Genomic DNA, 14,536 nt, shown 5'->3' with positions numbered 1-14,536 from the left:
CAGCAAATCCATGCGCGTTGGTACGGTGCGGTCATACGAGAGGAATGACTCATGCGCGTCCCCCGCAATGCCTATGTGTTGGCAGCCGTCGCAATCGCTGTCGGTCTCACGTCCTCCGCCTGCGGCGGTTCGTCGGAACCGGCCGCCCAGACGACGACGCATGACACGGCGACGGCAGGCACGGACCTACAGTCGCTGCTGCCCACGCCGGCGGACACGCAGCAGACCAAGGGCCCTAATCAGATCGCCGACAACGGCATCCACATGTTCTACCAAGTCAACGGCGCGCCCAACGACGTCCTCGACGCGTACAAGTCGGCACTCGAAGGCAAGGGCTGGCAAGTGACGACCATCGTGACCTCGGCCGGCGGCAGTTCGGGCGGCGGTGCCACATACACCGGAATTCACGGCGACGCATACGGTGTCTTCGACGGCGGCGGATTCAATACCAGCACCTTCATCGACGTCTGCGCATGGCCGGCGAAGCCGGCGAACCCGAATTGCAGCCGTAGCGAGCGGTAATCGCCGCGCCGATCTGCCACACCGGCACACCGCCGCCGCACAGTTGCGAGCCCTGCTCGCGCCCAATAGGTTTGGAACTGACGAAACAGGCAATTCCTCTTCGCGACAGTATTTCCGTTGCTACCTAGAGGATCGGACTGACCATGATCGTGCTCGGCATCATCCTTCTGTTGATCGGCTACTTCACCGGACTGTCGATCCTCTACACCATCGGAGGCATCCTCGTTGTGATCGGTGCCATCCTGTGGATCCTCGGCGCCGTCGGGCGTCCGGTGGGTGGGCGCAGAGTCTGGTTCTAGGCCCGCCGGGGTCAGGCTACGGCTTTTGCCATGGCGGTTTGGCGACCCGCGCAGCTATCTGCTGGGCGATCTTGACGGCAGAGTCCGCCGGATTTGCGCTGCAGGTATTGACGTCGACGACAACGTTGTTGTTCGCGGTGAGTGCCCGGCCACAGGCCCAACCGCCGGCCTGAGCGTTCGACTGGGTGGCGATCGTGCTCAGCATGCCATCTTTGTCGGAAATGGGCGCCACGTCCCACTCCGTGCCGGACTGCGTGTGGGTGTAATGCGTGCACGCCGGCCACTGTTGTGCCGAGGTGTCGTAGAACGCCTTGGCCTGGTCGGCGCTGCCGAAGAGAACCACAGCCTGATGGGCGTAATGGACGAAGGTGTCGGGCTCCCGCAGGGTCACATCGAGCTCGTTGGTGAAACCACTATCCGCATAGATGGGCGCCTGCACCGCACCGTCGACAGCAAGGCAGTCTCGAGGCTCCATCGTCGAGCTGTCGTCAGACATTTCGGTATTCGTAGCCGTGACAACCATCTCCCCCGCCCCCATCGTCGCGTTGATTTCTTCGGGCGAAAGCAGCAGGCTTGGCAATATTTTCTGGGTTAGCGGCAGCGGGGCAAACGACGTGATCATCGGTGTGGTCGGTGTCGTCTCGGCCGTTTGTTCGTTTGATTGGCCGCAGCCCGCGGTGAGGATGCAAGCCGCCGTGATGGTTATCGCGGTTGCCACAATGCGCATCTGTCATCCCCTATTTCTGCGCCAGCACGTCTGAGTCGCGGTGACCTTTGCCTACCCTGGATAAATCCAGGAAAACAACTAGATCGTCTTCGCCGCCGGACATCTCGCGCAGCGTTTGAAGACTTTTCGAAACCGTTACCGAAACAACATCACCCCCGGGGGATCGGTTCAGCCGAAAGCGGCCAGGATCCGGGCTATCTCACTACAGATAGCGGTGGAAAGAGGGTGCTCGTAGCGTTGGCGTGTCAACGCTACGACTGTCCGGTGGAGCGGAACTCCAGAAATCTTTAGATCCTCCGTGGCAATCGCCGGCCCTGGGTGCGAGTGGACGATCGAGATCGGGACTATTCCCTGGCACAGTCCGTGCGCCGCCAGTGCCAGTACACCTTGTGGTCCTTCGACCTCGTACCGGATGTCGAGCAGGGAGCCCGTCGATGCTGCCCAGTGTTCGAGCAAACGACGACTGGGCATATGCGGGGCGCCGGCCACCCACGGCAATCGCTCTGGTGCGTCGACCGTGCGCACAACGGGCAGTCGTTCCCTTCCGAGCTCGGTCTCGCGCACGCGCGACACAAGGGGAAGTTCGTCGGGCAGGTATCGATAGGCGATCAGCAGGTCGGCCGATCCGGCTGCCAACAGTGGGAGGCCGTCGGCGGGTTCTGCTTCGATCACCCCGATGTGCACCGTCGGGTCGGTTTTCTTGATAGCAGAAATGACCGCCGGCAGCAGTTCGCTTGTGGCAGTGGCGTACGCGGCGACCTTGAGGCTGATCGTCCCGCTACCCAAGGAGTGGCACGCATTGGCGAAGTCTGCGGCTGCAGCAAGCAGCTCCGCTGCAGCGTCAGCGACATGCCGACCCGCTGCGGTGGGGGCCACGGGCTCCCCCGGGGCCCGGGTGATGAGTTGCACGCCCACCATCTGCTCGAGCCGCGAGATGTGCTGGGACACAGCCGACGGCACGTAACCGAGATCAGACGCCGCACGCGCCATCGACTTCGTCGCGACGACAGTTCGGAAGGTGCGCAGCAGGTTGAGATCAACGCTGTCGAGACTCTTCATAAATGTTGAATAGTATGCACACTTTTCATCACTGGTGACGAAGATGAACGCTTGGCATACTGACGCTCTATGATGCATATCACAGCATGTCGTACGGTGTTAGACAGCTCACCCTGATCCGCTAACCCCGGCCGGCCGAATCATCCGATCAGATGCGTTGGCCACTCCATGCGATTGGGACACAAAGCTTTTCGCAGTGTCGCGCCGCGTGCGTTCTTTGGCGCTCGCCCGACGCATTCGGCATGGACCATAAGCCGGCGCCCGATCACATACCCGCGGGCCTCTGCGTGAGGTCCGTTGCACCACTACCACTTTGGAGCTACCGCTTTGGAGATTCAAGATGAGTAGACACTTCGCCAACCAAACGACCCTCCGTGTCATGGGTCAGGCACTATTCATAGATCATGAATAGGATCCGCATCTTTCATCGCTGGTCATGATGATGAATACTTGGCACACTATCGAGTCATGACATGCATCACCTTCACTCCTGCAACGTCGGCTACACCACCCTGATTACCTCCGTCCCGGCTATCCGCGCAGGTAGGCGGGGCGAAAGAGCAATCCGACGCGGATTGAAGATCCCGGTACAGCTCAAGCATTCGCAGTGCCACACCCGCACCGCGGTCGTTCACCGGCCAGCTCAGGTGCCCCCGCCACGAGATGGCGACCAATTCACAAATCCCACGGACCCGGCACCGAGGTTCGTTACATCTACCTACCGCCCCTGGAGATGCACATGAAAATTACCGGGCTGAAAGCCACACCTGTGGCCGTGCCGATGAAGTCTGATGACAGCTACATGCATGTCGGGCCCAACGTGACGACCGCGGTGCTGTTGGAGGTGTTCACCGACGAAGGCATCACCGGTATCGCCGAGGTGCCTGTTGTGGTCGGCGCCGAGATCTCGAAGCAGTTGGTGATGAACGCGGAGAAGTTCGTCGTGGGCAAAGACCCGTGCATGCCCACGGTGTTGCTCAAAGAGCTCTACGCGCTCTACAACCTCAACCACTTGCACATGATGGTCGCCAACTGGGCGGTGAACTCGATCGAACGTGCGTGCTGGGACATCATGGGCAAGAAGGCCGGCCTGCCCCTCTACAAGCTGTGGGGCGGAAATTTCCGCCGCGAGGTTCCGGTGTTCTTCTGGAGCACCTCCACCGACCTCGACGAGGTCAGGCAGGAAGCGAAAGTCCGTGCCGCTCAAGGATATAAAGTCCTCTACACCAAGGTCGGCTTCGACACGGTCGAGTACGACATCGAGATGGTGAAGGCGATCCGCGAAGGCGCGCCTGACCCCTCGGTCAAGATTCGCGTAGATGCCAACCAGGCGTGGACCGTAGGCGACGCAATCCGGGCCATCAATGGGATGGAGCCCTACGGAATGGACTGTGTCGACCAGCCGGTGATGCAGTACAACCTCGATGCACTCAAAGCGGTGAAGGAGCGCACCCGGGTGCCGATCGCCGCACACGAGGCGAGCTGGACGATGTTCGACATGCTGCGGGTCATCTCGCAGAATGCCGCCGACATCGTGCATATCGATCCGCGGTTCGACGGGGGCTATCACGGCGCCCGTGTGTCGGCCGGCATCGCCGAGGCCGCCAACGTACCGGTTATCAGCCATGCGTATTACGAACTGGGAGTGGCGATCATGGAGCGGATGCACTGCTGTGCATCGTTCCCGGCCTACACCATGGTGAACCAGCTCGGCGAGTACGAGCAGATGTCCGACGACATCATCAAGGGCGGCAAGATCGACGTCGTCAACGGCCACATCAGAATGCCGGACCGCCCGGGCCTCGGAGTCGAGCTCGACGAAGAAAGGGTCGCCCGCTACAACGAGGTCTACGTCAAGGAAGTCCTTGAACCAGGATTCGACAATGCCACCGAAAGCCCCTTGTACGGGGCGCAATTCACGCGCAACTACATGAAACCGCTTTACGCACAAGTCTGATCACCTCGCCCCTCCACCTCACCATCAAGGGAAATTACGAATCATGGCCACAGAACCATCAAATCCGAGTCCTCCCATACTCATAGATGATGCGCCGGTCAATCGCTTTCACATCAGGATGACTGCGCTCACATTCGGAGCGCATTTCACCGACGGCTACGCGATCGGATCCATCTCCATCGCCTTGTCGATGATCGCCAACACCCAAGACCTCAGCGCCGTGTGGCAGGGGTTGATCGCCAGTTCCGCCCTGATCGGCATCTTCCTCGGCAGTCTCACGCTCGGGCACCTGTCGGACAAGGTCGGCCGGCGTAAGATCTTCATGCTGAACTTCGCGCTGATCGTGGTCGCCTCGGCTGCACAGTTGTTCGTGGACAACGAATGGCAACTCCTCGTCCTGCGCCTGCTGGTCGGCTTCGGACTCGGTGGCGACTACGCCGTCGGGGTGGCGCTGCTGGCCGAGGTCATCCCCCGCCACGGTCGTGGCACGCTGCTCGGGTGCATGAACGTGGTCTGGAACGTCGGCTACGTCGCCTCGGTCCTCGTAGGCTGGGCCATCCAGTCCAGTCACCCGGAGGCATGGCGGTGGCTGCTGGCCTCCTCCACTATCCCCGCGCTGATCGTGCTCCTCGGACGCATCGGCGTCCCGGAGTCACCACGATGGCTGATGAAGATGAAGCGCTACGACGAGGCTCGACAGATCATCGACAAGTACATCGCCAAGGGCGCGATCATCGATGAGACAACCGAAGAAGAACAAGGCGGAATTCGGGCGCTCTTCTCCAAGAAGTACCGCAAGCACACCGCATTCGCCTCGCTGATCTTCTGCGCCAACGTGGTGCCGTTCTTCGCGATCTACACGTTCCTGCCGACGATCCTGAAGTTGATGAATCTCGAGGAAAGCCGCACCACCGAGATGATGCTGAACATGATGCTGATCGTCGGCGCCCTGGTCGGCATGTGGGCGACGGCCAAGCTGACCCGGCGCCAGTTCAGCATCGGCGGATTCGCTATCTGTTCGGTGTCGCTGCTGCTGCTCGCGGTGCTGCCCAGTGCCCTCACCGTTCCCATCATCATCTCGTTCGTGGTGTTCTCGCTGGCGATCAACGCGCTCAACAATCTCAACAGTGTGTATCCGCCGGAAGTCATGCCAACTGAGGTGCGCGGCATGGGAATTGGCTTCGCAACCGCCATGAGCCGGGTTGCGTCAGCTATCGGAACCTTCTTCGTCCCCATGATTCTGGCCTCCGCCGGCCTGCAGCTCTGCATGTTCCTGCTCGCCCTGACTGCGGTGGCCGCAACGATCATGTGTTACCGCTGGGCGCCGAATACGAACGGCCTCTCCCTGGTCGAGGCCAGCACGGGTGAACTGGGGACGGCACTCAAGTCCGACAAGGCCACTGCCGCATGAGGAGTCGGCGCCCACACCGTGGGCGCCGACTTCAGAAACCGGCAAAGTTTCAGCTAGTCAGTTTCAGCTAGTCAAGGTGAGGTTTATCTATGAATGCAAGCAACCTGTCATCCGTTGGGGCGAGCGCCGACCGTAAGGATGTGATCATCGTCGGTGGCGGTCTCATCGGCCTGTTCAGCGCGTACTACTTCGCACGCGACGGCCGCAAGGTGACCATCATCGAGAAGCGCCGCGTCGGTAGCGGCGCCGCGCGGGGCAATGCCGGAATGATCATGGCCGGCGGCTCGGTGCCGTTGCCTGCGCCCGGCGTCGTCGGCGAGGGTCTGCGCCTGATGCTCAAACCGACCAGCGCTTTCTTCGTCAAGCCCAGCAAGCTTGCGAGTATGGGTGAATTCCTTGCCACGTTCGCGCTGCACTCGAACAGCAAGGCGTTCGACCGCTCCGCGGCCAAACTCGACCTGCTCAATCGCGAAACCCGGCAATTGTTCAAGGAGTTGCAGGCCGACGGCGTCGGCACCGAACTGCGGGATACGCCCTATGTGCATGCTTATTCGCATCGGGAGTCCGCAGAGGCCGCACACAAGGTCTCCACCGCGATAGCTAACCGAGGACTCGTCCCGCAGCCCGGCCCTATCCTTGATCGTCGCGAGCTCGTCGCCCTCGAACCGGCAGTCGGTGATGAGGTGACCTGTGGCTACCAGGTGCCCGGTGAGCTCTCCGCCGATCCGTCGCGGATGGTGGACGAATTGATCGCCAAAGTCACCGAACTCGGTGTCGAATTCATCGACGACGCTGCTGTCGACAGCATCGACGAGCATGGCGACCACGTGACGGTCCATGCGGGTGCACGATCCTGGGACGCATCGCAGGTGCTCGTCGCAGCCGGCGCGTGGTCGGCGCCGCTGCTCAAGCAGCTCGGACTGCGGTCACTGCTCAAGCCCGCGAAGGGCTACAGCTTCACCGTCAAGGTGAAGACCGACCCCGCCGGTCTGACCCTGTTCGGCGACGCCCATGTGGCGGCGCTTCCGATGCGCCCGGGCTTGGTGCGCATCGCCGGCACGCTCGAATTCGACGAAGACACCAACAGCCATAATGACCTGCGCGTCAAAGCCATCGTCGACGCGGCCAAAGGCACGCTCAAGGACGCCGACTGGAATTCACTGCAGGACGTCTGGAGTGCGCCGCGGCCGATGACCCCCGACGGCCTGCCGCACATCGGCCGCGCCCCTGGGCGCAACCGAACCTTCGTGTGCGTCGGTCACAATATGCTCGGCCTGAGCCTGGGCCCCTCATCGGCGGTCGCGATCACCGACATCATGCAAGGCCGCGGCAACCCGCAAATCGAGAAAGCCTTCGCCCCCAACCGCTTCCGCCTCCTGCGCCTCAAGCGTTGAACTTCCGAACCCACTGCTACACAATGATATTGGAGAACATCGTGACCGAACGCGCCATCACCCGCCTCCCCTTCGCCGACGACGAGGGCCAGTATCTCTACGCCGAGATTTCCGTCGCACACGGCATCGCGGCGACCACCATCGTCCCGAACCGCGCGGACGGCTCCTTCGAAACCGGCGATATCGAAGCTCAGACCCGCCTTTCATTCGACAACCTGAAGGCGACACTGGCGCGGGTCAACGCCGACTTTGACGACATCCTCCATCTGACGATCTATCTGACCGACATCGAAGACCGGCACGTCTTCAACAAGGTGTATCAGGAGTACTTCTCGCGTCCCTACCCGAACCGGGCCGCGATCGGCATCGCGAGTCTGGCAGTCGAGGGAATGAAGGTCGAGCTCACCGCGCTCGCCGCGGTCAAGTGACTATGACAACCGACATCGATTCGATTCTGCCCGCCGACGCCGGCCAGGCGGTGCTGATCGGGCGTCTCTGGGATCCGGAAGTCGGTGGCCCCCGAGTGGTGACCGTGACCCGTAGCGGGGTCTTCGATCTCTCCGGTGATGTGGGCACGGTCTCGGATCTCGTCGAGCGAGACGACCGCATCGACGTGATCCGGCGGGCCCAAGCGACGTCGCCGGCTTGGCACACCGGCGACGTCGTGGCCGCGTCGCTCGAACGGGATACCACCCGGCCCCACTTTGTCGCACCCATCGACCTACAGACCGTCAAGGCCTGCGGCGTCACCTTCGTCGACAGCCTGCTCGAGCGGGTGATCGAAGAACGCAGCCACGGTGATCCCGAACGCGCCAACGAGATGCGGGCCCTGGTGACCGAAGCGCTCGGAGGCAGTCTCGCTGAGCTGTCTCCGGGCTCGCCGGAAGCCGAGCGGGTCAAAACCGTGCTGCAGGAGCAGGGCCTGTGGTCGCAGTACCTCGAGGTCGGGATCGGGCCCGATCCCGAGGTGTTCACCAAGGCCCCTGTGCTGGCGTCGGTCGGGCTGGGAGCCGAGATCGGTATCCCGCGTGCGTCCGGCTGGAACAACCCCGAGCCGGAATTGGTCCTGGTGGTCACGTCGACAGGCGAAACCGTAGGTGCGAGTCTGGGCAACGACGTGAATCTTCGTGATGTGGAAGGCCGTTCGGCATTACTGCTCGGAAAGGCCAAGGACAACAACGCCTCCAGCGCCGTGGGACCGTTCATCCGCCTGTTCGACGGCTCCTTCACCTTGGACACGCTGCGCGTCGAGGAGATCACCCTTGAGGTGACCGGCCCCGAGGGGTTCCGCATGGAGGGAAACAACAGCCTGTCGCGGATCAGCCGTAGCTTCGAAGAGCTCATCCGCGCCACCTACGGCGATCACCACCAGTACCCGGACGGATTCGCCCTCTACACCGGAACACTTTTCGCGCCGACTGTCGACCGCGGCGAACCCGGGATGGGATTCACCCACCACACCGGCGACGTGGTCCGCATCAGTAGTCCCCACCTCGGCGCGCTCGTCAACCCGGTCGGCGTCGCCGAGGAACTTCCCCGCTGGACCTTCGGCATCCGCGACCTCTTCCGCCATCTCACTGCACTCGAGTCGGAACGACACGCGACCGCCATTCGACACGCACAGTAAGGAGCTTCCCCCGATGAGCACCATCGCCTCCACAACCGACGTCGACCTCGAACGCATAATCACCGGTGCCGCAGAAGCTTTCGAAGTCTGGTCCCGTACCGACCGCTCCGTGCGCGCCGATGTGCTGCGTGCGGTCGCCGACCGGCTCGACGCCGCCGCCGACGAACTCGTCCCGCTGGCGCAGGAGGAGACGAACCTGGCCGAGGGCCGGCTACGCGGTGAACTCACCCGCACCACATTCCAGCTGCGCATCTTCGCCCAGGTCATCACCGAAGGTGATTACCTCGATGTTCGCATCGACCACGCTGATCCTGACTGGCCGATGGGTGCGCCGAGGCCGGATCTTCGGCGGGTGCTCATCCCCCTGGGCCCGGTCGTGGTGTTCGCGGCGAGCAACTTCCCGTTCGCATTCAGCGTGGCCGGCGGTGACACCGCCTCGGCGCTGGCAGCCGGATGCTCGGTGATCCTCAAGGCCCACCCCGGCCACCCCCGGCTTTCGCAGCGCACCGGCGAAATCGTGGTCGAGGCGCTTACGCAGGCTGGTGCGCCTGCCGGGCTGTTCTCGGTCATCTTCGGGACCGAGGAAGGCCGACGCGCACTCGAAGACCCGCGCGTCAAGGCCGGCGCGTTCACCGGATCGATCCCGGGCGGGCGGGCGTTGTTCGACATCGCCAGCTCTCGTCCGGTGCCGATTCCGTTCTACGGTGAGCTCGGCAGCGTCAACCCGGTCTTCGTCACCCGCAACGCGGACAGCGCCCGCGGGGCCCAGATCGCCGAGCAATTCCTCGGTTCCGCCACCCAGGGCGCCGGTCAGTTCTGCACCAAACCGGGAGTGCTGTTCGTACCCGCCGATTCGGTCATCCCCGCCGAACTTGTCCGCCTCGAAACCCCCGGCGCCGCCGCCCTGCTCAACGAGCGCATCCAGAGCGGCTACGTCGAATCACTCGAAAAACTGAGGGAGCACAAGGCGGTACAACAACTCATCGGCGATGAGAACGGGCTGGCCTCCCCGCCCACACCGACCATCCTGCACACCGACATCGAGACCGTCCTCGCCGACCGTGAGCGTGTGATCACCGAGGTGTTCGGCCCGACCGCGCTGGTTGTGCGATACGACGACGAACAGCAGCTCGTCGAGTTCGCGCGTGAACTGGATGGACAGCTGACGGTCAGCATCTTCGGTGAAGACGGCGATGACGTCCTGCCCGAGCTCGTCCGCATGCTCGCCGACCGCGCCGGTCGGTTGCTGTGGAACCAGTGGCCCACCGGAGTCTCGGTCACCTACGCTCAGCAGCACGGCGGGCCGTACCCGGCGACGACCGCCAGCGGCACCACCTCGGTGGGGACGGCGGCGATCACTCGTTTCCTGAGACCGGTTGCCTACCAGAACTTCCCAGCCGATCTGCTCCCAGCCGAGCTTCGCGACGAGGATCGGTCAGTCGCACACCGCCGCATCGATGGGCAGCTCATCGGCGGCTGAGGCCAAGACAACCACGTCCTCATAACCCCTCTCTCAACAACGAGATCCACTCCATTCACCTAAGGGATGACTGATGATCAAGGGTTCCGACCTGTTTGTCGCTGCACTGCAAAATGAAGGCGTAGAGCGCATTTTCGGGGTACCCGGCGAAGAAAACCTCGACACTGTCGACTCGCTGAGCCGATCAGATATCCAGCTGGTGGTCACCCGCCACGAGCAGTCCGCGGCCTTCATGGCCGCCACCTACGGCCGGCTGACCGGTCGACCTGGAGTGTGCATGAGCACCTTGGGTCCGGGCGCGTTGAACTTGGCCACCGGTGCGGCCTATGCACAGCTGGGCGCCATGCCGATGATCCTGATCACCGGCCAGAAAGCCATCAAGAGCAGCCAGCAGGCCCGCTTCCAGATCGTCGACATGGTCGCCACCATGAAGCCGCTGACCAAGTTCTCCCGCCAGATCGCCAGCGTCTCGAGCATTCCGGCGATCGTGCGCGAGGCCTTCCGGATAGCCCGCCAGGAACGGCCCGGCGCAGTGCATCTGGAACTGCCCGAGGACATCGCGGGCGAACTGGGTCCGGAAGTTCCCCTGATCGCACCACATTCCATCGAGCTGCCGGTGGCCGGGCCCGCGGCGCTGGATCTGGCCGCGGAGATGATCCGTGGTGCGTCGCGTCCGCTGGTGATGCTGGGCGCAGCGGCGAGCCGCCCGCGGCTGGGTGCGGTACTCGGGGAGTTCTTGGCGCGCAACAAGATTCCGTTCTTCAGCACCCAAATGGGCAAGGGCGTGGTGTCGGGCACCCTGTTAGGGCGCTCCGTCGACGATATGTGGCTGGGCACCGCGGCACTGTCGGAGCGTGACTACCTGCACGATGCCATCGACAGGGCCGACCTGATCCTGGCCATCGGCCACGACACCGTCGAAAAGCCTCCGTTCCTCATGGGTCCGGGTGGGCCAACGGTCATTCACGTCGGCTACACCGCGGCCAACGTGGAGGAGGTGTACTTCCCGCACGCTTCGATCGTCGGCGACATCGGGCCGAGCCTGCTCATGTTGGCCGACCGGCTCGACGGCCAGCTGCCCAACGGGCCGGCCCTGTTGCCGTTGCAGGAGGGCATCTTGCGCCGGGTTCTGGAAGGTTCCGACGACGACCGGTTTCCGCTTGCCCCACAGCGCATTGTGGCCGATGTCCGCAAGGTGATGCCGGCCGACGGGATAGTGGCACTCGACAACGGCATGTACAAGATCTGGTTTGCCCGCAACTACCGCACCCCGATGTCGAACACACTGCTGCTGGACAATGCACTGGCGACCATGGGTGCCGGGCTGCCGTCGGCGATGATGGCCGCCATCCAATACCCGGGACGCAGGGTTCTGGCCGTCTGCGGCGACGGCGGATTCATGATGAACTCCCAGGAACTGGAAACCGCTGTGCGCCTGAGACTGAACTTGGTGGTCTTGATCATCCAGGACAACGCCTACGGGATGATCCGCTGGAAGCAGGCCGTCGAACAGTTCCACGACTTCGGAATGACCTTCGGAAACCCCGATTTCGTCGCCTACGCGCAAGCCTACGGTGCCACCGGATCGCGGGTGGAGGCCACCGAGGACTTCGTGCCGGCTCTGGAGGCTGCGTTCGAACGCGGGGGTGTGCACCTGGTCGTTGTTCCGGTCGATTACTCGGAGAACGCCCGGGTGCTCGTCGAGGAGCTCCAGCAGCGTATCCCCGCGTCTTCGGAGGTATGACCATTGATGAACATCAGAGCTGCGGTCCTGAGTGCCATGGGCACCGAGCCACCGTATGCCGTCACCAGACCGCTGAGTGCCAACGTCAACCTGCTCGCCCTCGCCGAGGGGCAGGACGCGCGAATCTCTCAAGTACGGTGCCATCATCAGAGTCACTGGTGTACTTGCGGATTCCCGCATTTCTACACAACGAAAAGGTGAACCCTATGACTGGCAGTTCCACATCGTTTGGCTGCGAAAACCTCAGGTAGTCGTGACTTTCCGATACCGTTTCGAACCCGGGCACACAACACCATGCGCCCGGATGGGCCCGTCGCTCTTCTCAAGGACCCGGTGCCGCCCAAGGCATGCCCAAGCCAATGGCGAAGCTCGTTGACACACTTGAAGAACACACCGACGTCCATACCCCGTCTGGGTCATGACACATAGAGTTGGACTACCGGTTCGCCCGATCTCCGAAATTTGCACGGTACTGCTGGTCGACAACCGCGACGCCGGCCTACAGCGGTGGTCCCTGCCACAGTTCGCAATCGCGATGCTTCTGCGACGGCACGAGCTGCCTTATTTTGGCGAGCAGGCGGTGATTTTCCCATCCACCGCAGGCACGTTGCGCGATTCGAACGACTCTGCCGCACAGTGGCGCACCGCGCGCGATCAGCTCGGCGTCCCCACAGCTTCCGCAAGACGCTCGCGACGCTCATCGATGACGAGGGTTTGTCGGTTCGCATCGGCGCCGATCACCTGGGGCACAGCCACGTGTCGATGACCCAGGACCGGTACACGAATGCACTCCCAGGTGGCCGACCTCCTGGACCGAACGGTGCACACGGACGACGATAGCTGACCACGAGTATGCATTTCGTAGGCTATTAGCCTATGATTTGCATACTCAAGGAGCAATTATGGGGCAGAAGCACAGTACAGCGGTCCCCGCCAGCTTGGCCGCGCATGCGCTCGGCACCTTCCGCACGGCGCAGGCGAAACACACGTACGCCCATCCCGCTGCTGAAGTGGCGCGTCTTCACGAACGTGGTTTGTTGCACCGATTAACCGACGGATACTACGTCGTCGTGCCGCAGGACATGGTGGGGCGCAGTTGGATGCCAGGGCTGGAAACCGCGGCGGCGGGCATCGCCTCGGCAATCTACGGGCCGGACGACATCGTCGTCATGGGAGTCAGCGCCGCCCGGCTGCACGGAGCTATTCCGCGCGCGCTGGCCACCGCGACTGTAGCCGTCCCCGAGCAGCACCGCCGCATCACACTATCTGACCGCCCTGCGGCCGTCCAGTTCGTCAAACGAAACACAAAAGGATTGGACGCCGAGCGTTACGACACTGAGCTCGGCCCTACGCTAGTGACCACACCCGAACAGACGCTCTTGGACCTTGCCCACCGCCCCAAACTAGGCGATGCCGAAATCGATATCCCAAGCGCCGTCGCAGTACTTTATGAGCGCAGCGACAAAGACCACTTACAGGCCTTGGCGACCGAGCAGAAACGCACAGCATCACTGGAACGGGCGGAAACCTGGGCACGCCAGTGAACATCGACGAAAAGACCACCATCGCTGAGCAATTTGGCGTCGCGACCGAACAAGTTGAGCGCGACCACCTCATCTCCCATCTCCTTGCCTTCCTGAGCCGGGACTTTGGCGACCGAATTCACTTGATCGGCGGAACCGCGCTCGCCCGGACCCACCTCCCGAACGGGCGGCTGAGCGAGGACATCGACCTCATCGCAGTCGGCGACCGCAAGCCCGTAGCTGCCAATCTGGACGCCACCCTGCCCCGCGCACTCGCCCGCACTCACGGGCGACTCACCCCCGACCCACCGCTCAGCAGCGTTCCCGACACCCGCCCTGCAATCCTCCGCACCTCCGACGGCCTGACAGTGCGGCTTCAACTGCTCTCGTCCCGAGACCGAATAGTGTGGCCGACAGAGCGACGAACCCTGGTCCAGCGGTATGCCGATGCCCCCGCCGCCGAGCTGCTGGTACCCACGCTGCCCGCCTTCGCCGCATCCAAGACCGCCACATGGGTCGACCGCCACGCCTCCCGCGATCTATGGGACCTCTGGGCGCTCAGTCACCTGGGCGCGATTAATGCCACCGCCGAAGATCTCTACCGGCGCTACGGCCCGACTAACCAGCCGCCCGCACCCCACGACTTCACGAAAGCGCCATCCGAGGCCGAATGGCAAAACCAGCTCGCCGGCCAAACCCGCCTCACAGTCTCACCACAGGATGCCCTACGCACCGTGCGGAACGCATGGGGGCACAGATCAGCGGGCCGCATAGACGTTGAATAAGCGTCGCC

At 62.9% G+C, this 14,536-nt stretch carries 14 protein-coding genes; 12 read left to right on the top strand and 2 right to left on the bottom strand.

Annotated features, from left to right (window positions below):
- Nucleotides 1–51 precede the first annotated feature (51 nt).
- Complete coding sequence (locus H276_RS0103535) at nt 52–522, top strand: hypothetical protein (protein WP_019969929.1); 471 nt, start codon at nt 52–54, stop codon at nt 520–522.
- A 143-nt stretch (nt 523–665) separates the two neighbouring features.
- Entirely contained in the window at nt 666–821 is a 156-nt protein-coding gene (locus tag H276_RS24475) for a hypothetical protein (RefSeq protein WP_019969928.1), read from the top strand.
- Between the two features lie 16 nt (nt 822–837).
- Here H276_RS24475 and H276_RS0103525 read toward each other — a convergent pair whose 3' ends face one another.
- Together H276_RS0103525 and H276_RS23565 are read right to left on the bottom strand one after the other, a co-directional pair.
- The gene (locus tag H276_RS0103525) at nt 838–1,548 is read right to left on the bottom strand and encodes a sensor domain-containing protein (protein WP_026356546.1); all 711 of its coding nucleotides are present in this window, start codon (nt 1,546–1,548) and stop codon (nt 838–840) included.
- A 168-nt stretch (nt 1,549–1,716) separates the two neighbouring features.
- Entirely contained in the window at nt 1,717–2,607 is an 891-nt protein-coding gene (locus H276_RS23565; RefSeq protein WP_019969925.1) for a LysR family transcriptional regulator, read from the bottom strand.
- A gap of 739 nt (nt 2,608–3,346) precedes the next feature.
- Between H276_RS23565 and H276_RS22505 the strand changes: the two genes are divergently transcribed.
- The 10 genes from H276_RS22505 (at nt 3,347) to H276_RS0103475 (ending at nt 14,528) form a co-directional block, all read left to right on the top strand.
- A complete protein-coding gene (locus tag H276_RS22505; protein ID WP_196807827.1) occupies nt 3,347–4,564 on the top strand; it encodes a mandelate racemase/muconate lactonizing enzyme family protein in 1,218 nt (405 codons plus the stop codon).
- A 118-nt stretch (nt 4,565–4,682) separates the two neighbouring features.
- Entirely contained in the window at nt 4,683–5,975 is a 1,293-nt protein-coding gene (locus tag H276_RS0103510) for an MFS transporter (protein WP_019969923.1), read from the top strand.
- A gap of 89 nt (nt 5,976–6,064) precedes the next feature.
- Nucleotides 6,065–7,369, top strand: coding sequence for an FAD-binding oxidoreductase (locus H276_RS0103505; protein WP_081625385.1), 1,305 nt, complete (start codon nt 6,065–6,067; stop codon nt 7,367–7,369).
- A gap of 41 nt (nt 7,370–7,410) precedes the next feature.
- A complete protein-coding gene (locus H276_RS0103500; RefSeq protein WP_026356545.1) occupies nt 7,411–7,797 on the top strand; it encodes a RidA family protein in 387 nt (128 codons plus the stop codon).
- A 2-nt stretch (nt 7,798–7,799) separates the two neighbouring features.
- Nucleotides 7,800–8,996: a fumarylacetoacetate hydrolase family protein gene (locus tag H276_RS0103495; protein WP_019969920.1), complete on the top strand. Its 1,197-nt coding sequence runs from the start codon at nt 7,800–7,802 to the stop codon at nt 8,994–8,996.
- Between the two features lie 13 nt (nt 8,997–9,009).
- Nucleotides 9,010–10,476, top strand: a complete 1,467-nt coding sequence (locus H276_RS0103490; protein WP_019969919.1) for an aldehyde dehydrogenase (NADP(+)) — start codon at nt 9,010–9,012, stop codon at nt 10,474–10,476.
- A gap of 73 nt (nt 10,477–10,549) precedes the next feature.
- Complete coding sequence (locus tag H276_RS0103485; RefSeq protein WP_019969918.1) at nt 10,550–12,220, top strand: acetolactate synthase large subunit; 1,671 nt, start codon at nt 10,550–10,552, stop codon at nt 12,218–12,220.
- 507 nt (nt 12,221–12,727) lie between these two features.
- Complete coding sequence (locus H276_RS25595; RefSeq protein WP_196807826.1) at nt 12,728–13,060, top strand: tyrosine-type recombinase/integrase; 333 nt, start codon at nt 12,728–12,730, stop codon at nt 13,058–13,060.
- A gap of 62 nt (nt 13,061–13,122) precedes the next feature.
- The gene (locus tag H276_RS0103480; protein WP_019969917.1) at nt 13,123–13,764 is read left to right on the top strand and encodes a type IV toxin-antitoxin system AbiEi family antitoxin; all 642 of its coding nucleotides are present in this window, start codon (nt 13,123–13,125) and stop codon (nt 13,762–13,764) included.
- Nucleotides 13,761–14,528, top strand: a complete 768-nt coding sequence (locus H276_RS0103475; protein WP_019969916.1) for a nucleotidyl transferase AbiEii/AbiGii toxin family protein — start codon at nt 13,761–13,763, stop codon at nt 14,526–14,528. The genes H276_RS0103480 and H276_RS0103475 overlap by 4 nt, the downstream gene beginning before the upstream one ends.
- Nucleotides 14,529–14,536: the final 8 nt, after the last annotated feature.

Source organism: Mycobacterium sp. 141 (assembly GCF_000382405.1).
GTDB lineage: Bacteria > Actinomycetota > Actinomycetes > Mycobacteriales > Mycobacteriaceae > Mycobacterium.
The sequence above is the reverse complement of the archived record's forward strand: the minus strand, read 5'-3'. Positions and strand labels throughout refer to the sequence as shown.

Coding starts and splice junctions, on each gene's coding strand:
- H276_RS0103525 (WP_026356546.1), bottom strand. CDS start 1,548: ATGCGCATTGTGGCAACCGCGATAACCATCACGGCGGCTTGCATCCTC.
- H276_RS0103510 (WP_019969923.1), top strand. CDS start 4,683: ATGACTGCGCTCACATTCGGAGCGCATTTCACCGACGGCTACGCGATC.
- H276_RS0103495 (WP_019969920.1), top strand. CDS start 7,800: ATGACAACCGACATCGATTCGATTCTGCCCGCCGACGCCGGCCAGGCG.
- H276_RS0103505 (WP_081625385.1), top strand. CDS start 6,065: ATGAATGCAAGCAACCTGTCATCCGTTGGGGCGAGCGCCGACCGTAAG.
- H276_RS24475 (WP_019969928.1), top strand. CDS start 666: ATGATCGTGCTCGGCATCATCCTTCTGTTGATCGGCTACTTCACCGGA.
- H276_RS0103485 (WP_019969918.1), top strand. CDS start 10,550: ATGATCAAGGGTTCCGACCTGTTTGTCGCTGCACTGCAAAATGAAGGC.
- H276_RS0103490 (WP_019969919.1), top strand. CDS start 9,010: ATGAGCACCATCGCCTCCACAACCGACGTCGACCTCGAACGCATAATC.
- H276_RS23565 (WP_019969925.1), bottom strand. CDS start 2,607: ATGAAGAGTCTCGACAGCGTTGATCTCAACCTGCTGCGCACCTTCCGA.
- H276_RS22505 (WP_196807827.1), top strand. CDS start 3,347: ATGAAAATTACCGGGCTGAAAGCCACACCTGTGGCCGTGCCGATGAAG.
- H276_RS0103480 (WP_019969917.1), top strand. CDS start 13,123: ATGGGGCAGAAGCACAGTACAGCGGTCCCCGCCAGCTTGGCCGCGCAT.
- H276_RS0103535 (WP_019969929.1), top strand. CDS start 52: ATGCGCGTCCCCCGCAATGCCTATGTGTTGGCAGCCGTCGCAATCGCT.